The following is a 19,735-nucleotide window of genomic DNA, read 5'->3' on the forward strand; positions in this document are numbered from 1 at the left end:
GTACTGCATGTTGCTGGCATCGACATCGCTGGCCCACAGCGAGGCGCCGGTGGCAGCGTCGAACGCAAAGACCTGGCGCAGGTTGTTTTCGCAGCAGTTGTGCCAGGTGGTGGTGAAGACACGGCCGTTGGCCACCGCCACGTCGTTGTTCATCACCGCGTCGCCACCGGTGCTGGCCTCCCAGACCACGTGGCCATCTGCGGTGTCCACCGCCATCACCGCGCTGCGCCCGGTATTGACGTACAGCCGGTTGCCGTGAAGGGCCGGGCCGAAGCCCAGGTTCAGGTAGGCCGAGCCGGCCGGCAGGTCGGACGACCACAGCACGTTGCCCGAAGCCTGGTCGACGGCGGTCAGCACGTTGCGGTAAGGCGTGTTGAACGACGAGCTGACCAGGTAGGCGGCGGTGCCGGCGAGTGCCGGGTTGCCGCAATCGCCGACACCGGCCTCCGGCTGGCTCCACAGCATGTCACCGGTATCCGGCGACTGGGCCGAGACACCGTACAGGTTGGAGCAGATGAACAGCCGCCCGCCAGCCTGGGTGGCCGAGCTGGCGTAGAACTGGCCGATCATCGTTTGCCACTTCTGCGTCAGCTGGCCGGCGTTCTGCCGCGTCAGCGTAGCTTCGGCGGTGTTGGCGAAGCTCTTGCTGGCGTCGTAGCCGTCCTGGTTCCACTGGGCCTGGGCGGCCGTGGCGGCGCAGACGGCCAGGGCCACGGCGGTGGCGCGAAGGGAGCGGCGAACAGAGGCACGCGTTGAAGACGACATCAGGCTCATGGGGGTGTTGCTCAGAGGAGGGAGTGGGAAGTGGGCTGAACTGCGCCGGCGAGTCTATGGACGAAGCGTGGGGTGCATTCCCCCTCGTTCCGGTGGTGCCCTCGTCGATCCCTCATGGCAGCTGCTGCTCGCGCCAGCGCATGGCCATCAGGATGCGGCTGCGCGCGCTCGGGTGATCGAAGAAGATGAACTCTTCGACCGGCCCTGGTTCGGTCTTTCTGTATTCGGCCAGTTTGAGCATCGCTTCAGACAAGCCTAGCGGTTCACGCGCCAAATTGAGTGACCACATGTCAGCTTCTGCCTCCATCGTCCGCGTGATGGTGTTGGTGATGGGCGTGGCAACAAACATGAAGAAGCCGAGGGCCGCCACCAGCAAGGGCAGCGAGCCGACATCGGCCACGCCCTCGGGCCCGCTGGGCAAGCGCCAGCGCGCACCAAAACGGGCCAGCAGCCGTCGCATCACCCAGGCAGCAAACGAGAAGCCTGCCAGGAACAGCACGCCGAGCATCACCAATGACTTGGTGGCGTGGTGCATCGCGTAGTGGCCGATCTCGTGGCCCATCACCGCACGGACTTCGCTCTCGGTTGAGCGCCGCAACAGGTTGTCGTTCAGCCGCACAGCCGCGGTGCCCCCGAGCCCCGAAACGTTGGCGCTGACACGGGTGGTCTGGCGCGACGCATCGAACTCGTAGACGTTGTCGGCCGGCACGCCGTTGGCATGCGCCATCGCCAGCACCGCCCGCTTGATCGGCCCGTCTTCAACCGGCTTGTAGGTGTTGAACAGCGGGTCGATCCAGACCGGCGCCACCAACGAACCCAATGCCGACAGCGACACCGTCACGACGGTCGCCCACATCCACCAGCGGTCGCCGGTGCGGCGCAGCACCGCGTACAGCACCGACACCGACAGCGCCATGACCAGCGTCACCACGGCGAGCTGGACCAGACGCTCGACGAACCAGGCCGCGAAGTCCTGTGTCGCCATGCCGTAGGCGTGCTCACGCACGAAGCCCTCGTAGATCGTCAGCGGCAGCGTCAACACCCAGGTGGCGATGGCGTAGAAGCCGCCGTACAGCGCATCGGCCAGCCAACGCCAGCGCGCCACACGGCGGGCCCAGTCGCGCATGGCTGTCGACGGACGTGTCCACAGCAGCAGCGCAGCCACGGCGAGGCCGAGCAGCGTGTCCCACAGGATCAGCCAGTAGCCACCCTCGAAGTAGGCGTCCGATTGGGCGCGGGCCTCGGGCGACAGGCGGTCCAGGTAGGCGCGTGTGGCGGCCTCGGGCTCGCGCGGCAAGGTGGCACGCCAGTCGGCATCGACCGCACGCACCGGAAAGCGCGGCGCCGCCACGCTGGCGGCGGGGGCAGYCGGCGTGGCGTGGGCCGCGGCCTCGTCAGCGGCGTTGGCCAGGCCAGGGGTGGTCAACCAGGCCAGCGCGCACCACAGCCCGCCGCCGATCAGCCGTCGGGCCAGGGTGCGCCAGGAAGTAGCGGTGGAGTGCATCGCGTCCTCGGGCGGAAATCGAAAGGCGCGATTGTCAGCGCGCTGATACCTCCGCGACGCTGCCCCTAGTTTCAGGTCCACCGCCGGTGCTGCCCACGCGTTGTGCACCGTCACAATTTGCGCCAATGGCACACAGGAGGAACCCCGCGATGACCACCACCCACTTGAACCGCACGCTGACGACCCTCGGCCTGGCCGCCGCGCTGGCCACCCTGGCCGGCTGCGGCAAGGTCAGCGAGATCGCCACCGAGAAGGCGACAGAGAAGTACATCGAGTCGCAGATCAACAAGGACGGCAGCAACACCAAGGTCGACCTGTCCAAAGGCGGCATGACCGCCGAGGGCACCGACGAACACGGCAAGGCCTTCAAGATGGAGATGGGCTCGGCCCAGCTCAGCGAAGCCGACGTCAAGATCCCGTTCTACCCCGGCGCCAAGCCGGCCGACAAGGGCGGCACCCGGATCAAGAACGATGGTGGCGAGATGGTGTCGCTCGAGCTGGCCACCACCGACGCGCCGAAAACCGTGTCCGGCTGGTACCGCGACAAGCTGAAGTCGACCGCCGGCCCCGGCACGACGGTCATCGATTCGGCCGCCGAAGACAACGGCATGTCGCTGATGATCAGCGACCCCAAGGGCAACGAGTCGACCACGGTCAACGTCTCGGCCGACGGCGACGGCAGCCGCATCACGCTGATGCACGCCGTCAACAACAAGCCGCAGCAGTAAGCCGCGTCAGCGCCGCTTCGCGCGTGGGTGGGCGGCGTCGTAGACCTTTGCGAGATGCTGGAAGTCCAGCTTCGTGTAGACCTGGGTCGTGCTGATGTTGGCGTGGCCCAGCAGCTCTTGCACCGCACGCAGGTCGCCGCTGGACTGCAGCAGGTGCGAAGCAAAGCTGTGGCGCAGCATGTGCGGGTGGACCGAGGTTGGCAAGCCGGCCTGCAGCGCCAGCGTCTTCAGCCGCGTGCGCACCTGGCTGGTCGACAGCCGCGTGCCGCGCTGGCTGACGAACAGCGCAACCTCGCCGGCTGACGCGACGCCGGGCCGCAGTGCCAGCCAGGCCTGCAGCGCGTCGCGTGCAGCGCTGCCGACCGGCACGCTGCGCCATTTCGAGCCCTTGCCGCGCACCTGCGCGCTGCCATCGGCCAGGTCGACCCAGCCGGCCGCCGCGTCGCCGGCCTGGCAGTCCAGCCCGACCAGTTCGCCCACGCGCAGCCCACTGCCGTAGAGCAATTCGACGATCGCATGGTCGCGCGCGGCCAGCGCCGGATCGCTGTGCTCGGGCAGCTGGTTGGCCAGCGCCACCGCCTGGTCGACCTGCAAAGCCTTCGGCAGCGGCTTGGCCGCCTTCGGCGCCCGCACACCTTCGACCGGGTTCAGCTTGACGCCACCCTGCAGCCCCCACCAGCGGTAAAAGCCGCGCCAGGCCGACAACTGCAAGGACAGGCTGCGCGGCGACAAGCCACCGGCGTGGGCGCGCGCCAGCAGCATGCGCACGTGGTGCGGCTGCAGCGCGTTCAGAGCGATGTGGATTGCGTCTGCGCCCGCCACCAGGCGGGTCAGTGCGTCGGCGTACAGCGTCAACGTGCGCACAGCAACGCGGCGCTCGGTGCGCAGGTGGCTCAGGTAGCGCAGCGCCGGCTCGGGCAGCGAGGCGGCGGCCGGCGCGAGGTCAGGCGACGAAAGGTCGCCCATTCATCAGTCCGCCAATGCGCGCGCCATCGCGGCGCTGGCCAGGTCACCGACCTGCTGCAGGAACTCGGTGCCCATGTCGCTCTGGAAGCGCAGCGCATCGGGCGAGCCCAGCACCAGCAGGCCGAAGCATTCGCCGCTCGCGGTGCCGAGACGCAGGGGGATCAGCGCAATCGACTGAGCCGGTGTGCCATCGGCGGACAGCCAGTGCGCGGCTTCGAAGCCGCTGTTCAGGCCGCAATAGGGTGCAGCCAGGCTGGCGGCAAAGGTCTTCAGATCGTCGCTGACCGGCTGAGCCCAGGGCAGGCCGTTGTGCGAAGGCGCCACGCCCCACAGCCGCAGAGCGACCATCGGGATCATGAACTCGTGCTTCAGCTCTTCGATCAGCACCTGGCCGAGCATGATGGTGCTGCGTGCCAGCATCACCGCGCGGGTCCAGCGGTGCATCTTGCCGACCAGCGCCTCGTTGTCGTGGYCGGCACGGATCATCTCGATGATGCGGCGCTCCAGGCCCTTGATGCGCTCGCGCAGCATCTCCATCTGCCGCTCTTGCAGCGAGACGGCGCGGCCACCGTGCGGGCTGGCCAGCTGAACGCTCGCCAGCAACTCGGCCTGGCGCTCGAAGAAGCCAGGCGTGTTGGCCAGATAGGCAGCAATGTCTTCTTCAGTGATGCCCTGCACCCCGGTATTCACGCTCACAGCTCGATCTCCCCTTCAAAAACCGTTTCGGCCGGGCCGGTCATCAGCACCGGGGCGTCGCCACCAGCCCATTGCACGGTCAACTTGCCGCCGCGCATGTCGACATCGACTTGGGCATCCAGCCAGCCGAGGCGAATACCGGCCACCACGGCCGCGCAGGCGCCGGTGCCGCAGGCCAGCGTCTCGCCGGCGTCGCGCTCGAACACCCGCAGCGCAATCTGCGTGCGGCTTTGCACCTGCATGAAACCGACGTTGACCTTGCGCGGAAAGCGCGGGTGCGCCTCGATCATCGGGCCCAGTTCGCCCACCGGCGCCTCTGCCACGTTGTCCACGCGCAGCACCGCATGCGGATTGCCCATCGACAGCACCGCCACCTCGACCTCGCGCGTGCCGGCGCGGCGGGCGCGCCGGTCGTCGGGCAGGTCCAGCGGCCACAGCGCGAAGGCATTGGTCTCGCGCGCAGCCAGCCCTTCGGTATTGAAGGGCACCCGGCTCGGCTCGAACACCGGCTTGTTCATGTCCACCGTGACGCGGCCGTCGGGCTGTTGTCGCAACTCGAGCAGGTTGTTCATCGTCTCGACGCGGATGGTGTCGCGGTCGGTCAGGCCGTGCTCGCGCACATAGCGCACGAAGCAGCGCGAGCCGTTGCCGCAGTGTTCGACCTCGGCCCCGGTGGCACCGTTGAAGATGCGGTAGCGGAAATCCACGCCCGGCTGGGTGGAAGGCTCGACGACGAGGATCTGGTCGGCGCCGACGCCGAAGCGGCGGTCGCCCAACAGGCGCAACTGGGCCGTTTCCAGGGCCAGCGGCGCCTGGGTGGCGTCGAGCACGACAAAGTCGTTGCCCGCGCCATGCATCTTGGTGAAGCGAACACGCATGGCAACGATTATCAGCGTTGGGGCGATCCCCCTCCCCAGCGTCTGCCGGGCTGCCCACAATCGCCACATGCCCGCCGCCGCCAAGCCCCAAGCCACCGCCACAGGCCCCCGCAGAGATCCCCGCGTCGACGCCTATATCGAGCGCACCGCCGAGTTCGCCCAGCCGCTGTTGAAGAAGTTGCGCGACGGCGTGCATGCCGCCCACCCGGGAATCACCGAGACCATCAAATGGGGCATGCCGCATTTCATGTACGGCGGCCGCATCCTGGCCAACATGGCCGCCTTCAAGGCCCACGCGACGTTCGGCTTCTGGCAAGGCGAAGAGGTGGCCGGCACCGACAAGGCGGGCGAGGCGATGGGCCAGTTCGGCCGACTGACCAGCCCGAAGGACCTGCCCAGTGCGGCCCAGCTGAAGACCCTGGTGCGCCAGGCCACGGCACTGGTCGATGCTGGCGCGCCGCCGCGCAGCAACCGCCGCTCGGCCGAGCCCAAGCCGCCGGCCGTTCCGCCCGATTTCTTCCGCGAGGCCCTGGCACGCCACCCTGCGGCACAGGCCCATTTCGAGGCTTTTCCACCCAGCCAGCAGCGTGAATACGTCGAGTGGCTGGCCGAGGCCAAGCAGGCAGCTACCCGTGAGCGCCGATTGGCCCAGGCGCTGGAATGGCTGGCCGAGGGCAAGCGGCGCAACTGGAAATACGAGAACTGCTGAGGCCGTGCAAATCCGGTGCCTGGGTACCCTGTCAGAGCTGACAGTGTCCGACCGGCCCGGTGCGGCGCACACTGCCTCTCATACGCTGTCATCGCGGCCGGCCCGGCGGCTATGTACTGCCGGGTCCGGTGGCGCCTCCCCTGCTCTTGTTCAGACAACCCGGCTCCGCCCTCTGGGCGGGCCTTGTGTGCCTTCTTGCGCCCGACGCGGCCAAGACCCGGCGCATTTGCACGGCAGGGCTTATGAATCGGCGTAAGGTTGCATCAACGCACCCCGCATCCCACATGCGGCGGACAAGATGAAGCCCGTCCTCCACCGTCGGCACCTCTTGCTCCTTGGCTTGGCCACGTTGGGCCTCGCCAGTTGCCGGCGCACGCCGGAACAGGTGCACATCGGCTTCATCGGCGGCTTGTCGGGCAGCGTGGCCGAGCTCGGGGTCAACGGCCGCAACGGCGCCTTGCTCGCGGTGGAAACCCTCAACGGCCAGGACACGGCCCGCCACTTCGAGCTGCGGGTCGAAGACGACCAGCAGGACGACAGCAAGGCCCGCGCAGCGCTGCAGGCATTGGCGGCGCAGCGGGTGGCGTTCGTGGTCGGCCCGATGACCAGCTCGGTCGCGGTCGCCGTGCTGCCGCTGGCCGAAAAGGAAAAGCTGGTGCTGATCAGCCCCACCGCCACCAGCGACGAGCTGAGCGGCAAGGCAGACCATTTCTTCCGCGTCGCGGCCGGTGCGGCCGTTGGTGCCCGACAACTGGCTGAGCTGATGCTGTCGCGCGGCCAGCGGCGTGTGGCGGTGCTGATGGACCGGCGCAACCGCGCCTATTCCGAGAGCTTCGCCCATTCGTTCGGCGAGCGCCTGCGCGGCGGCGGTGCCAGTGTCACGACCGAGCAGGGCTTCGATGGCAGCAGCAACGACTTCACCGCGCTGGCCGGCGCGCTGCTGGCGGACAAGCCCCAGGCAGTGCTGATGGTGGCCGGGGTTGGCGATTCCGCGCTGGCGTCGCAGCAACTGCGTCGCCTGCAGCCGGACATTGGGCTGGCCGTCACGCCCTGGGCGGCCAACGCGCGCCTGCTGCAGCTGGGTGGCCACGCGGTCGAGGGCTGCCTCGCACTGCAAGCGCTCGACCTGGAGAGTTCGGCTCCGACCTACATCGCGTTCCGCCAGCGTTACCACGAGCGCTTCGGTGAAGACCCCGGCACGCCCGCCGTCCAGTCGTACGAGGCGGTGATGGTGGGGGCGGCGGCACTGGCGCAACAGGCCCAAGGTCAAAACCTGCGGCAGGCCCTGTCCGAACCAGGGCGGCGCTGGCCCGGGCTGTACAGCGACATCGTGCTGGACGCCAACGGCGACACCGAGCGGCCCCTGCATGTGACGGAGGTCCGGGCCGGTCGCTTCGTCGCGCTGCGCTCATGAAACAGCGGGTCGCGCTGCACAGCGTCTTTGCGTGGCAATTTGCGCTGGTGGCGGCCTTGCCGTTGTTGTCGGCGGCCTTGCTGTGGAGCGCRCTGGCGGTGCCCGAGGCGCTGCGTGAGCTGGAGCACGACAACGAACGCATGTCCACGGCCATGCGCGGCCAACTCGAAGCCGTGTTGACGGTGCCGCAGCGCTCGCTGCAGCTGGCCGCCCGCCTGCTGGCGTCACCCGGCAAGCCGGCACCGTGGCAACGCCAGGTGCTGCAAGAGACGCTGGACGCCACGCCGGCCTTCGAAGCCGTGTACCTGACGGACGCGCAGGGTGTCACCCAAGCGGCCGGCCTGCGCACCAATGCGGGAGCGCACGCCGCCGACATGCAGGGGCTGGATTTCTCCGCCCGGCCCTTTTACGCCACTGCCCGCGAGCGCCAAGGCCCGGTCTGGTCCGACACCTTCTTGTCGCCCTTCAGCGGCCGGGTGACGGCCGCGCTGGCGGTGCCTGCAGGCACCGGCATGCTGGTGGCCGACATGTCGCTGACGGACCTGGCGCAGGAGCTGCGGCAATTTGCCGGCCAGCAGGACACGGTGGTCATCGTGCTCGACGCCAAGGGCCACGTGATCGCGCACCCCGACCCGAACCTGGCCAACTGGCAAGAAAACCTGCGCGACCTGCCGCTGGTGCGCGGCGCGCTGGAAGGCAAGGGACCGGCGCGGGGGGAGATCATCCTGAGCGGCGAACGCTGGCTGGCCGATGCGGCACTGGCGCGGCCCACGGGCTGGACGGTGCTGGTGGCGCAGCCGCGTTCACGCCTGATGGCGCCGTTGTGGCGCGTCGGCATCGTCGCCGGCATATCGGTGGCGGCTGCACTGGCTCTGGCGGTGCTGACGGCCCTGCGCCTGGCGCGCCGGGTGGCCGAGCGCTATCGGCGCCTGGCCACGGCGGCGCAGGCCGTGGTGGACGGCGAGTCGCCGGACACCGACCTGGACTTCGGCAGCCAGGAGGCGCATGCCTTGTGGGAGCGCCTGCGGGCACTGCTGGACCGGCTGCAGGAGCAGGAGCAGCGCGCCAGTGACGCGCGGCGCGACCTTCAGGCGGTGCTGGACGCCGCGACCGAGGTGGCGTTCATTGCCACCGACACCCGCGGCGTGCTGCGCCTGTTCAACCGCGGTGCCGCCAAGATGCTGGGCTGGCCGGCCGCGGCCGTGCTGGGGCAACCGGCGTTGGCACGCTTTCACGATCCGCAAGAGGTGCAGACCCGCGCCGTCGAATTACAGGCTCAATTCGGCCGCCCGGTGGTGGGCGACGAGGTGTTCGTGGCCATCGCGCGGCTGAGCGGCTACGAAGTGCGCGACTGGAGCTACCTGAGGCGCGACGGCTCGCGCCTGCTGGTGTCATTGGCCGTGACTGCGGTGCGCGACGCCCAAGGCAAGTTGACCGGATTCCTGTACATCGCCACCGACCAGACGCAGCGCCAGCGTGCGGCCGAGTTGGAGCTCGCGCGCGAACGGGCCGAAGCCGCGAGCCGGACGAAGTCGGAGTTCCTGTCCCGCGTCAGCCACGAGCTGCGCACGCCGCTCAACGCGATCCTCGGCTTCGCGCAGCTGATGGGCATGCAGGGCGCCGACGCACTGACCCCAGGCCAGCGTGAGCGCGTGCAGCGGATCGAGACCGCCGGTTGGCACCTGCTCAAGCTGATCGACGATGTGCTGGACCTGTCGCGCATCGAGTCTGGTCAGATCACCTTGTCGACCCGGGCGGTGGACTTGCGCGCAATCATCGGGGACGCGCTGAGGCTGGTGTCGCCCCACGCCGACCAGATGCAGCTGCGGCTGCGGCCACCCCCGGGCGAGGCGCCCCACATGGTGCTGGCCGACGCGACCCGCCTGACCCAGGTGCTGCTCAACCTGCTCAGCAACGCGATCAAGTACAACCGCCCCGGCGGCGAAGTGCGCCTGGCACTGGTCAGCGCCGCCGACGGGCTGATCGGCGTGCAGGTGCAGGACACCGGCCGCGGCATGGACGAAACCCAGCTGGCGCGGCTGTTCTCACCTTTTGATCGCCTCGGGCTGGAGTCGTCCGGCATTGCCGGCACCGGCATCGGGCTGGTGATCACCAAGCGCCTGGTGGACTTGATGGGCGGGCGCCTCGAGGTGCAGAGCCACCCGGGCGAGGGCAGCTGCTTCAGCGCCCTGCTGCCGGCTGCGGACAGCGGCCACGCGGACCACGCCGATGCCACGATCGCGGCGGCGCAGTGGCCGGCGGGAGCGCAGGGCGATGTGGTGTATGTGGAGGACAACGCGATGAACGCCGCTTTGATGCGCGACCTCTTCGCGCTAAGGCCGGCTTGCCGCCTGCACCTGTGCGAGTCGATCCACCAGGGCCAGGCGCTGATCGAGCAACTGCGGCCCCAGCTCGCGCTGGTGGACATGCACCTGCCCGACGGCAGCGGCCTCGACCTGCTGCGCTGGTTGCGGCGTCAACCGGAGTTCGGCGACACGCCGGCGGTGGTCGTGTCCGCCGACGCGACACGGCGCCAGCAAGACGCGGCCTTCGCCGCCGGCGCGACTGCCTACTTGACCAAGCCGGTGAACATCATCGACGCGCTGCGGGTCATCGACGCTGCACTGGAAACCGCCGCGGCGGACCGAGACGGCGCCGCGCACGCCGTGTGAACAACGCGCCACCGACGGCAGGCGCGCCTTTCCCCGTCGTCAGTACAACTTGGCCTCGCCCGGCGGGCGGGTCTTGAAGCGGCGGTGCACCCACAGGTACTGCGCCGGCAGCTGGGCGATCTCGCTTTCGATGAAGGCGTTGATGCGGCGGGTCGCGGCGACCTCGTCCTCCTTGCCGGGGAAATTGGTCCAGGGCGGCAGGAAGCGCACGCGGTAACCCTGGCCGCCCGGCAGCATCTCCGCGATCACCGGCTGCACCGTCATGCCCAGACTGCCTGCCATGCGCACGGGTGCCAGCAAGGTGGCGGCCGGCACGTTGAAAAACGGCACGAAGGCCGCGTCGCGCGCGCCGAAATCCATGTCCGGCAGGTTGAAGAACACCGAGCCGCGCTTGATCGCCCGCACCAGCGGCAACGCTTTTTCGTGGCGCGAGAAGATCTCGGCATTGCCGAAGCGCAGCCGGCCGTCGCGCATGCGCGCATCGAACACCTCGTTGCTCTGGCGCTGGTAGATCGACGCCACGCGCCGGCCCTGGAACAGCTGGGTCGCCATGCCGGCGACATCCAGCGCCATGAAGTGCGGCACCAGCCACATCACCGGCCCGTCGTGCTTCTCGGCGAAATCGACCTGACCCTCGACGTGGATCAGGCGCTTCAGCCGCTTGGCCGGGGCATACCAGATCAGCCCGCGCTCGATCAGGCTGCGGCCGAGCCAGCCGAAATGGTCTCGCACCAGCGCAGCGCGCTTGTCCGGCGACCAGGTCGGAAAACACAACGCCAGGTTGCGCAGCGCGATGCGCCTGCGCCGCCGTGCAAGCGCGTGCAGCAGCGAGCCCAGCCCCCGGCCCAGCGCCGCCTGCGCGCCCATCGGCAGCCAGTGGATCAGCCACAGCAGCCCCAGCAACGCCCGCGCACCCATGCGCCCCAACCATGCCATCTTGTTCTCCGTTCTTCAGCCGCCCGCGTCGGCTTTGAGCCGACGGGGTGATTTGTAGCGGTTGTAGCCCCACAGGTACTGTGTCGGCAGGGCGCGGATGACCCGCTCCATCGAGGCATTGATCACGCGCGCCGCCTCCACATCATCCACCGGGTCGGCCGGCAGCGGCTCGTCCAGCGGCGCGATGTGGATCGAGTAGCCTGCGCCGCCGGCCAAACGCTCGCACCAGGCCAAGCCGACCTCGGCCCCGGTTTGCTGCGCCAGCCGCGCGGCCAGCGTCATCGTGTAGGCCGGCTTGCCGAAGAACGGCGCCCAGACGCCCTGGCCCAGCGGCGGCACCTGGTCCGGCAGCAGGCCGACGACCTCGCCGCGCTTGAGCGCCCGCAGCAACTGCCGCACCCCGGACAGCGTGGCTGGCGCCGTGGCCATGTTGGGCCGGGCACGGGCGGTTTCCTCCAGCTCGCGCAGAAAGGCCTTGCGCGCCGGCCGGTACAGCACGGTGATCGGCTTGGCGCAGCGCTCGGCCGCGGCCCGGGCGGCGACCTCGAAGCTGCCCAGGTGCGGTGTCAGCAGCAACACGCCGCGCCCGGCGGCCAGTGCGTCGTCGATCAGCGCCTTGCCCTGCCAGCTCACCCGGTCGCCCAGCCGCTCGCCGGGCGGCATGAACCACAGCCAGGGCACCTCGGCCACCAGGCGGCCGGCTTCGGCAATCGATTGGCGGCGCTCGGTGGCGCTCAGGCCCGCCAGCGCGGCGTTCGCGTTCAGGCGGCGGCGGTAACTGGGGGACAGCGCCCAGGTGGCCCAGCCCAGCACGGCACCCAGTGTGTGCAACCAAGCCAGCGGCCAGCGTGACAGCCAGCGCATAAACAACGTCATGTTTGAAAGTCGGCGTCTTTTATAATCGCGGTCTGTCGCCGAGTTAAGAGGACAACTTGCGGGGCGACGCGGGCGGTTTTTACCGGACCCGCCGGGCCAATCCCTTCAGAATGGCCTGTCAAATACCGCTAAAGCGTTCGCCGCCCTTGCCAGGTTGCCAAGTGGGACGACGCCAAGCCAATCGGCCCAGTCTCGAAACCAGCAACCTGAAAGCAAAGCAACGTGGCGAACGATTATCTCTTTACCTCCGAGTCGGTCTCGGAAGGCCACCCCGACAAGGTCGCTGACCAGATCTCCGATGCGATCCTGGACGCGATCTTCGCGCAGGACCCGCTGAGCCGCGTGGCCGCCGAAACCCTGTGCAACACCGGTCTGGTGGTGCTGGCCGGCGAAATCACGACGCAAGCCAACGTCGACTACATCCAGGTCGCACGCGACACCATCAAGCGCATCGGCTACGACAACACCGAGTACGGCATCGACTACAAGGGCTGCGCGGTGCTGGTCGCCTACGACAAGCAATCGAACGACATCGCCCAGGGCGTGGACCGCGCCAGCGACGACTACCTGAACATCGGCGCCGGTGACCAGGGCCTGATGTTCGGCTACGCCTGCGACGAGACGCCCGAGCTGATGCCCGCGCCGATCTACTACGCGCACCGCCTGGTCGAGCGCCAGGCCCAGTTGCGCAAGGACGGCCGCCTGCCGTTCCTGCGCCCGGACGCGAAAAGCCAGGTGACGATGCGCTATGTCGACGGCAAGCCGCATTCCATCGACACCGTCGTGCTGTCCACCCAGCACGCGCCGGAGATGAGCCTGGGCGACAAGATGAAGCCCGAGTTCTACGAGGCCGTGATCGAAGAGATCATCAAGCCGGTGCTGCCCAAGGAATGGCTGAAGGACACCAAGTACCTGGTCAACCCGACCGGCCGTTTCGTCATCGGTGGCCCGCAGGGCGACTGCGGCCTGACCGGCCGCAAGATCATCGTCGACACCTACGGCGGCGCCTGCCCGCACGGCGGCGGCGCCTTCTCGGGCAAGGACCCGACCAAGGTTGACCGCTCGGCCGCTTACGCCGCGCGCTACGTGGCGAAGAACATCGTCGCGGCCGGCCTGGCCAAGCAATGCCAGATCCAGGTCGCCTATGCGATCGGCGTGGCCCGCCCGATGAACGTCACGGTCTACACCGAAGGCACGGGCGTCGTCTCCGACGAGAAGCTGGCCGAGTTGGTGCAAGAGCACTTCGACCTGCGTCCGAAGGGCATCATCCAGATGCTGGACCTGCTGCGCCCGATCTACTCGAAGACCGCGGCCTATGGCCACTTTGGTCGCGAGGAGCCGGAGTTCACTTGGGAGGCCACCAACAAGGCCGCCGAACTGCGCGCTGCCGCTGGCCGCTGATTCAGCCTGCTGAACGACAAGGGCGCCCTCGGGCGCCCTTTTTGTTGCTCACGCCGCGCGTGGCTTGACCTTGCTGGCCACCAGCTTCGCTTGGCGACGGGCCACGTCGACATCCTCGTCGTGCACCAGCGCCACCCCCATGCGCCGCTTGACGAAGCTCTCGGGCTTGCCGAACAGGCGCAGGTCCGAATTCGGCACTGCCAACGCCTCGGCCACGCCGTCAAAGACGACCTCCTGGGCATCGACGCCGCCGTAGATCACCGCGCTCGCGCCCGGGCTCTTCAGCCGCGTGTCGACAGGCAACCCGAGGATCGCGCGGGCGTGCAGCTCGAACTCGTTTTGCCACTGCGTCGCCATCGTCACCATGCCAGTGTCGTGCGGGCGCGGGCTGACCTCGCTGAACCAGACCTCGTCGCCCTTGACGAACAGCTCGACGCCGAACAGCCCCCGGCCGCCAAGGTTGCCGGTGACGGTGGCAGCRATCTGCTGTGCCCGTGCCAAGGCGATGGGCGACATCGGCTGCGGCTGCCAGCTTTCGACATAGTCGCCGCTGACTTGCACATGGCCGATCGGGGCGCAGAACTGCGTTTGCACCTGAGCGCCCTCGCCGACGGCACGCACCGTCAGCAAGGTGATCTCGTAGTCGAAGTCGATGAAGCCTTCGACGATCACGCGGCCATGGCTGACACGGCCGCCGGCCATCGCGTAGTCCCAGGCTTTTTGCACGTCGGCCGGTCCGTCGAGCTTGCTCTGTCCCTTGCCCGAGCTGCTCATCACGGGCTTGACGATGCAGGGGTAGCCGATGCCGTCGTCGATTGCGGCCTGCAGCTCCGCTAGCGAGTCGCAGAAGCGGTAGGGGCTGGTCGGCAGCCCCAGCGTTTCGGCGGCCAGGCGGCGAATGCCTTCGCGGTCCATCGTCAGGCGTGCGGCGCGAGCCGTGGGAATCACACGCACCACGCCTTCAGCCTCCAGCGCTTCGAGCACCGGCGTGGCGATGGCTTCGATCTCGGGCACCACCAGGTCGGGCCGTTCGGCCTCGATCAGCGCACGCAATGCGGCCGGGTCGCTCATCGCGATGGTGCGTGCGTGGTGGGCCACCTGCTGCCCGGGGGCGTTGTCGTAGCGGTCGACCGCCGTGGTTTCAACGCCCAGACGCTGCAGCGCGATCAGGACCTCTTTGCCCAACTCACCAGCGCCGAGCAACATCACGCGCAAAGCGGCAGGCGAAAGAGGTGTTCCCAATGGTTTCATGGTGTGCCGCGGCCGAAATGCCGACAAAAGTGATCAATCTCCCAATTGTCGCCGGCGCCCCGCCCGCAGAGGCCTCAGTCCGCAAGCCGTACCGCAGCCCCCCAGAAAAGGGACAGCGAGCCCCCCTCTGCTAGGGATGTGACATCCCGAATCACATTCTTACAGTGCGCCACATGGAACCTTCACCGGGCTGAACCGCGAAGGCCAACGCCGACAGTCACTGGCCGGCGCGAACCATGCTCATCAGTGACATCCGATGTTTTGATCTAACAACTCAGGAGTCCAGCATGAAGTTTGCTCGCACCTGCATTGCCATCGCTGCGATGGCCCCGATGTTCGCGCTAGGCGCGATCGGTCCGGGCCAATACAGCGTCGGTGGCATTCAGCAGATCTGTCTCGTGTCCGGCGGCACGTGGTACGGCACGACCTTTTCCGGCTGGGGCGGCGCCTGGCAGCAGGTCACTGTCGGCACGAAGTTGCATACCCACATCTACGGCAACTACGCTGCGGGCGTCGGCAACGACTCGATCGCCGTGAAGGGCGCCGTCGGCTCGTGGACCGAATGGCGTGACGACCTGTCATTCCAGACTGTCATCAACCCGGTCAAGCTGACCAAGGTCAAGACGGCCTGCGATCCCCCGGCGCTGGCCGCCCAAGGTGGCAAGAGCAACCCCCTGAAGTGACGGCCTGACGTTGCGTGGCGCCGCTGGTGGCGCACGCAACGCACGCAGATCGCGCCCGGCCCTGGTCGGGCGTTTTGCTTTGGGGGTGACGCCCGAGGCATCATCACCCCATGCCGCGTTCCCCCACCCTCGACGATCTGCGCCGTTACGCGATCGCACGCAGTCTGTTCACGCCAACCACCTTGCCCCGCGCGATCGAGCGCCTGGGCTTCGTGCAGGCCGACCCGATCCGCGCGCCGGCGCGTGCACAGGACCTGACCTTGCGCCACCGCGTCGCGGGCTACACCGCCGGTCAACTCGAGCAGCGCTACCCGCGGCTGGCGATCGAGGAAGATTTCTTCGTCAACTATGGCTTCCTGCCGCGCCGCCACCTGGCGCTGATGCACCCGCGCACGCCGCGCCAGGCGTGGACGCCGGCACGCTGGAAGCAGGCCCACGAGGTGCTGGCGTTCGTGCGTGAACACGGCGCCGTGCACCCGCGCGAGGTCGACGCGCATTTCGCTCACGGCAAGACGCGCAACTGGTTCGGCGGCTCGTCGAACGCCAGCACGCAGCTGCTCGATGGCATGCACTACCGCGGCCTGCTGCGCGTAGCGCGGCGCGACGGCGGCGTGCGGGTCTACGCGGCACGTGATGCGCACGATGCGCCGCTCGACCAGGCTGATGTGCACACCCGCATGGACGCGCTGTTCGACCTCGTGATCGCCAAGTACGCGCCCTTGCCGGCGGCGGGGCTAGGCCAATTGGCCAGCCTGCTGTGTGGCGGCGTGCCGCAATGGCGCAGCGAGCGCAACGCCGCGCTGGCGCGTGCCAAGGCCCGGTCGGTCCACGCGCGCCTGGACGGTGTCGACTGGTACTGGCCGGCCGGCGAGAACCCGGCCTCGCGCCGGCACCAAACGCCCGAGCGCGTGCACCTGCTGGCGCCGTTTGACCCGGTCGTCTGGGACCGGCGCCGCTTCGAGCACTTCTGGGGCTGGGCCTACCGCTTCGAGGCCTACACGCCGGCGCCGAAACGCCAGCTCGGCTACTACGCGCTGCCACTGCTGTGGCGCGACCAGGTGATCGGCTGGGCCAACGCCGCGGTCAGCAACGACAGGCTCAAGCTGGACTGCGGTTATGTCGCCGGCCGCGCGCCGCGTGACGCCGACTTCCGCCGCGCACTGGACGAAGAACGGCAGCGCCTGGCCGAGTTCCTCTGCGTCGCGAGCTAACGCGCCGCCAACAGCGCATCCGCAACTTCGGCGAAGCCAACGCCGCGCTCGCTGGCCGTCACATAAGCGGGCTTGACGCGCAGTTCCGGCCAGAAGCGCGCGATGTTGGCCACGCCGACGGACAACGGCACACGCTCGAACATCAGCTGATCGTTGGTCGAATCGCCGACATAAAGCCACTCGTCGGGCAGGAAGGCTCGGCCGACCGTTTGGCGCACCGCCCACTCGGCCGCCGTCCACTTGCTGTGCGTGCCGATCCAACCGTTGACGTGGATCGAGCTGACTGTCGCCGTCAGCCCGTGGCCACGCATCACAGCCAGCACGTGCTCGATCTGCACTGGGCTCAGGTGGGCGAACTCGCTGTGGTCGACCGCGATGTCGGTCAGGCGGCCGGCGCTGTCTTGTGCCAGCGTGCTGCCGGGCACCTCGCGCAGCACCGCGGCAGCACAGGCTTGCAGGCGTGTGAAGTTGTCGACGCGCTCGGCGGGCGCTTGCGCGAAGTCGCGCCGCAACGTGCCATCAGCGGCGCGGCGCAACATCACCCCGCCGTTCTCCGCCACGATCGCGGCGATCGGCCAAGCCAGCGCAAAGGGCTCGCTCCAACCGGCTGGGCGACCGGTGATGGCAATGACCGGGATGCCGGCCTGCGCCAACCGTTCGAGCGCGGCCAACGCCGTCGGTTCGATCGCACCATCGCGCGTCAGCGTGTCGTCGATGTCGGTCAGCACGCCGGTCAACGAAGCCAGCCGCTGCGGCGGCACCGTGGACCAACCGGCGGCACCAGCGAGGGGTGAATCCAGCATGCGCGGCAGTGTCCCACGCATGCTGAAATCAGCCCCATGTCGACCCCACCACGCTTTGGCCGAAGCCTGCTGCCGCTGTGGCCGCTGGACCCCGCGATCACCTACCTGAACCACGGCACCGTGGGCGCGACGCCGCGTGCCGTACTGGCCGCACAGGCCGCGCTGCGCGACGAGATCGAGCGCCAGCCAGCGCGCTTCCTGCTGCGCGAGCTGACGCCGATCGGCCGGCCCGACGAGAACCCGGACCGTGCGCTGCCCGGTGGTCCGCGCCAACGCCTGCGCGCCGCTGCGGCGGCCATCGCGCCCTGGCTGGGCGTCCAAGGCGACGATCTCGTCTTCGTCGACAACGCCACCGCGGGCGCCAACGCGGTGCTCGCCTCGTTCGACCTGCGGCCGGGCGACGAAGTGCTGGTGACCAACCGGACCTATGGCGCGGTGGCGCGGGCGGCGGCACACCACGCCGCGCGCGCCGGTGCCACGGTGGTCACCGCCCCGCTGCCCTTTCCAGTCCGCAGCGAGACCGAGCTGGTTGACGCGCTGCAGGCAGCATTGACACCTCGTACCAAGCTCGCCGTGCTGGACCACGTCAGCCCCGAAACCGCGCTGGTGATGCCGCTGGCCGCGATGGCCACCGCCTGCCGCGCCCGGGGCATTGTCGTGCTGGCCGATGGCGCTCATGCGCCCGGCGCGCTGGCTGTCGACATCCCGTCGCTCGGCGTCGACTACTACAGCGCCAACCTGCACAAATGGGCGTTCTCGCCGCGCAGCGCCGGCATCTTGTGGGCCGCGCCCGAGCGCCGCGCCGGGCTGCACCCGCCAGTCATCTCGTGGGGCAGCACCGGTGGCTGGCTCGCCGAGTTCGACTGGGTCGGCACGCGCGATCCGACCCCGTTTCTGTGCGCCCCGGCYGGTTTCCGGTTCATCGACGAGGCGCTGGGCGGCCGCGACGCGCTGTGGGCCCACAACCACGCGCTGGCCTGGCGCACCGCAGAGCACCTGACCGCGCGCTGGGGCCTGCCGTGGACGACACCCCGTCACATGGTCGCCAGCATGGTCACACTGCCGCTGCCACCGGCGCTGGGCCGTGGCTTTGACGCTGCGATGGCGTTGAAGACCTGGTTGCTGGCCGAAGCGCGGATCGAGGCGCAGATCCTGGCGATCGACGATCGTCTGTATTGGCGCTTCTCGGCCCAGGCCTACAACGACGACGAGGACGTGGAGCGCTTCACGCAGGCCTTGGCCGACTTCCCCGGCGCGGGCTAGAATTCGCCTTCGTTCCGAGGAGCGTTGCAAGGCCCTGTACCCCAGGCCCCAGGCTCGGAACCCTACATTTGCAACGGCGCTCACCCGCACCGATGGTGTCGTGGGTGGGCTGTGTCTCCTGACCGGTTTCCGTTCACCTGCCATTGCTGCGGGTTGACCTTCCCCTGCCCGACCGGAGACCCCGACATGAACGCTGCCGTTCTGAAAACCGCCCCCGACCACGCGATCGCCGACATCAAGCTGGCCGACTGGGGCCGCAAAGAGATCAAGATCGCCGAGACCGAAATGCCCGGCCTGATGGCGATCCGCGAAGAATTCGCCGCCAGCCAGCCGCTGAAGGGCGCACGCGTCACCGGCAGCCTGCACATGACGATCCAGACCGCCGTGCTGGTCGAGACGCTGCAGGCCCTCGGCGCCGAAGTGCGCTGGGCCTCGTGCAACATCTACTCGACCCAAGACCACGCCGCCGCCGCGCTGGTCGCCACCGGCACGCCGGTCTTCGCCTACAAGGGCGAGACGCTGAAGGACTACTGGGACTACACCCACCGCATCTTCGACTTCGGCCCCGCGTTCAGYGAGGGCGAAGGCCCGAACATGATCCTGGACGACGGCGGCGACGCGACGCTGCTGATGCACCTGGGCCAACGTGCCGAGAAGGACGCTTCGCTGCTGGCCAACCCGGGCAGCGAGGAAGAGCGTGAACTCTTCGCCGCGATCAAGGCCAAGCTGGCTGTCGACAAGAACTGGTACACCCGCAAGAGCGCCCAGATCGTCGGTGTGACCGAAGAGACGACCACCGGCGTGCACCGCCTGAACGAGATGAGCGCCAAGGGCACGCTGCTGTTCCGCGCGATCAACGTCAACGACTCGGTCACCAAGAGCAAGTTCGACAACCTGTACGGCTGCCGCGAAAGCCTGGTCGACGGGATCAAGCGCGCCACCGACGTGATGATCGCCGGCAAGGTCGCCC

Annotated in this window: 18 protein-coding genes and 1 riboswitch; of the genes, 9 read left to right on the forward strand and 9 right to left on the reverse strand. The window is 68.7% G+C overall.

All coding sequences use genetic code 11. The annotated features are described in order from the left end of the window. Window positions 1-774, reverse strand: a 774-nt coding sequence (locus tag AC1DYI_RS09105; protein WP_477203776.1) for an outer membrane protein assembly factor BamB family protein, incomplete at its 3' end; no start/stop codon positions are given. 112 nt (window positions 775-886) lie between these two features. Then, window positions 887-2,278, reverse strand: coding sequence for a M48 family metallopeptidase (locus tag AC1DYI_RS09110; RefSeq protein WP_477203777.1), 1,392 nt, complete (start codon window positions 2,276-2,278; stop codon window positions 887-889). Window positions 2,279-2,427: 149 nt separating this feature from the next. Between AC1DYI_RS09110 and AC1DYI_RS09115 the strand changes: the two genes are divergently transcribed. After that, complete coding sequence (locus AC1DYI_RS09115) at window positions 2,428-3,006, forward strand: hypothetical protein (RefSeq protein WP_477203778.1); 579 nt, start codon at window positions 2,428-2,430, stop codon at window positions 3,004-3,006. A 6-nt stretch (window positions 3,007-3,012) separates the two neighbouring features. Here the strand turns inward: AC1DYI_RS09115 and AC1DYI_RS09120 are convergent, their stop codons facing one another. From AC1DYI_RS09120 to dapF, 3 genes are read right to left on the reverse strand one after another with little or no spacing between them, the layout of a single operon-like run. Then, window positions 3,013-3,972: a tyrosine recombinase XerC gene (locus AC1DYI_RS09120; protein ID WP_477203779.1), complete on the reverse strand. Its 960-nt coding sequence runs from the start codon at window positions 3,970-3,972 to the stop codon at window positions 3,013-3,015. A gap of 3 nt (window positions 3,973-3,975) precedes the next feature. Further along, the gene (locus AC1DYI_RS09125; protein WP_477203780.1) at window positions 3,976-4,668 is read right to left on the reverse strand and encodes a DUF484 family protein; all 693 of its coding nucleotides are present in this window, start codon (window positions 4,666-4,668) and stop codon (window positions 3,976-3,978) included. After that, on the reverse strand, window positions 4,665-5,546 hold the full coding sequence (gene dapF / locus AC1DYI_RS09130) for a diaminopimelate epimerase (RefSeq protein WP_477203781.1): 882 nt from the start codon (window positions 5,544-5,546) through the stop codon (window positions 4,665-4,667). The genes AC1DYI_RS09125 and dapF overlap by 4 nt, the downstream gene beginning before the upstream one ends. Before the next feature lie 67 nt (window positions 5,547-5,613). Between dapF and AC1DYI_RS09135 the strand changes: the two genes are divergently transcribed. From AC1DYI_RS09135 to AC1DYI_RS09145, 3 genes are all read left to right on the forward strand, one after another. Beyond that, the gene (locus AC1DYI_RS09135; RefSeq protein ID WP_477203782.1) at window positions 5,614-6,255 is read left to right on the forward strand and encodes a YdeI/OmpD-associated family protein; all 642 of its coding nucleotides are present in this window, start codon (window positions 5,614-5,616) and stop codon (window positions 6,253-6,255) included. A gap of 298 nt (window positions 6,256-6,553) precedes the next feature. Continuing rightward, window positions 6,554-7,669, forward strand: a complete 1,116-nt coding sequence (locus AC1DYI_RS09140; protein WP_477203783.1) for an ABC transporter substrate-binding protein — start codon at window positions 6,554-6,556, stop codon at window positions 7,667-7,669. After that, on the forward strand, window positions 7,666-10,341 hold the full coding sequence (locus AC1DYI_RS09145) for an ATP-binding protein (protein ID WP_477203784.1): 2,676 nt from the start codon (window positions 7,666-7,668) through the stop codon (window positions 10,339-10,341). The genes AC1DYI_RS09140 and AC1DYI_RS09145 overlap by 4 nt, the downstream gene beginning before the upstream one ends. 39 nt (window positions 10,342-10,380) lie before the next feature. Here AC1DYI_RS09145 and AC1DYI_RS09150 read toward each other — a convergent pair whose 3' ends face one another. Both AC1DYI_RS09150 and AC1DYI_RS09155 read right to left on the reverse strand, forming a co-directional pair. Continuing rightward, entirely contained in the window at window positions 10,381-11,277 is an 897-nt protein-coding gene (locus AC1DYI_RS09150) for an LpxL/LpxP family acyltransferase (protein ID WP_477203785.1), read from the reverse strand. A 15-nt stretch (window positions 11,278-11,292) separates the two neighbouring features. After that, on the reverse strand, window positions 11,293-12,153 hold the full coding sequence (locus tag AC1DYI_RS09155) for a lysophospholipid acyltransferase family protein (RefSeq protein WP_477203786.1): 861 nt from the start codon (window positions 12,151-12,153) through the stop codon (window positions 11,293-11,295). 222 nt (window positions 12,154-12,375) lie between these two features. Here AC1DYI_RS09155 and metK point away from each other — a divergent pair, with 222 nt between their 5' ends. After that, window positions 12,376-13,554 carry a methionine adenosyltransferase gene (metK, locus tag AC1DYI_RS09160; RefSeq protein ID WP_477203787.1) on the forward strand — a complete coding sequence of 393 codons (1,179 nt, stop codon included), beginning with the start codon at window positions 12,376-12,378 and terminating at the stop codon, window positions 13,552-13,554. A 48-nt stretch (window positions 13,555-13,602) separates the two neighbouring features. Here the strand turns inward: metK and purT are convergent, their stop codons facing one another. Further along, complete coding sequence (gene purT / locus AC1DYI_RS09165) at window positions 13,603-14,805, reverse strand: formate-dependent phosphoribosylglycinamide formyltransferase (RefSeq protein WP_477203788.1); 1,203 nt, start codon at window positions 14,803-14,805, stop codon at window positions 13,603-13,605. A gap of 287 nt (window positions 14,806-15,092) precedes the next feature. On the opposite strand from purT, the gene AC1DYI_RS09170 reads away from it, so the two are divergent. Together AC1DYI_RS09170 and AC1DYI_RS09175 are read left to right on the forward strand one after the other, a co-directional pair. Beyond that, a complete protein-coding gene (locus AC1DYI_RS09170) occupies window positions 15,093-15,488 on the forward strand; it encodes a hypothetical protein (RefSeq protein WP_477203789.1) in 396 nt (131 codons plus the stop codon). A 110-nt stretch (window positions 15,489-15,598) separates the two neighbouring features. Continuing rightward, a complete protein-coding gene (locus AC1DYI_RS09175; protein ID WP_477203790.1) occupies window positions 15,599-16,699 on the forward strand; it encodes a DNA glycosylase AlkZ-like family protein in 1,101 nt (366 codons plus the stop codon). Here the strand turns inward: AC1DYI_RS09175 and AC1DYI_RS09180 are convergent. After that, window positions 16,696-17,502, reverse strand: coding sequence for an HAD family hydrolase (locus tag AC1DYI_RS09180; RefSeq protein ID WP_477203791.1), 807 nt, complete (start codon window positions 17,500-17,502; stop codon window positions 16,696-16,698). The two genes, AC1DYI_RS09175 and AC1DYI_RS09180, sit on opposite strands and share 4 nt — an antisense overlap. 36 nt (window positions 17,503-17,538) lie before the next feature. Here AC1DYI_RS09180 and AC1DYI_RS09185 point away from each other — a divergent pair, with 36 nt between their 5' ends. Further along, window positions 17,539-18,765 carry an aminotransferase class V-fold PLP-dependent enzyme gene (locus AC1DYI_RS09185; RefSeq protein ID WP_477203792.1) on the forward strand — a complete coding sequence of 409 codons (1,227 nt, stop codon included), beginning with the start codon at window positions 17,539-17,541 and terminating at the stop codon, window positions 18,763-18,765. 10 nt (window positions 18,766-18,775) lie between these two features. After that, window positions 18,776-18,854, forward strand: a riboswitch (S-adenosyl-L-homocysteine riboswitch). A 97-nt stretch (window positions 18,855-18,951) separates the two neighbouring features. Then, window positions 18,952-19,735: adenosylhomocysteinase (locus AC1DYI_RS09190; RefSeq protein WP_477203793.1), on the forward strand; the 784-nt coding region annotated here is incomplete at its 3' end.

It is taken from the genome of Ideonella sp. P3_A4, assembly GCF_056403075.1.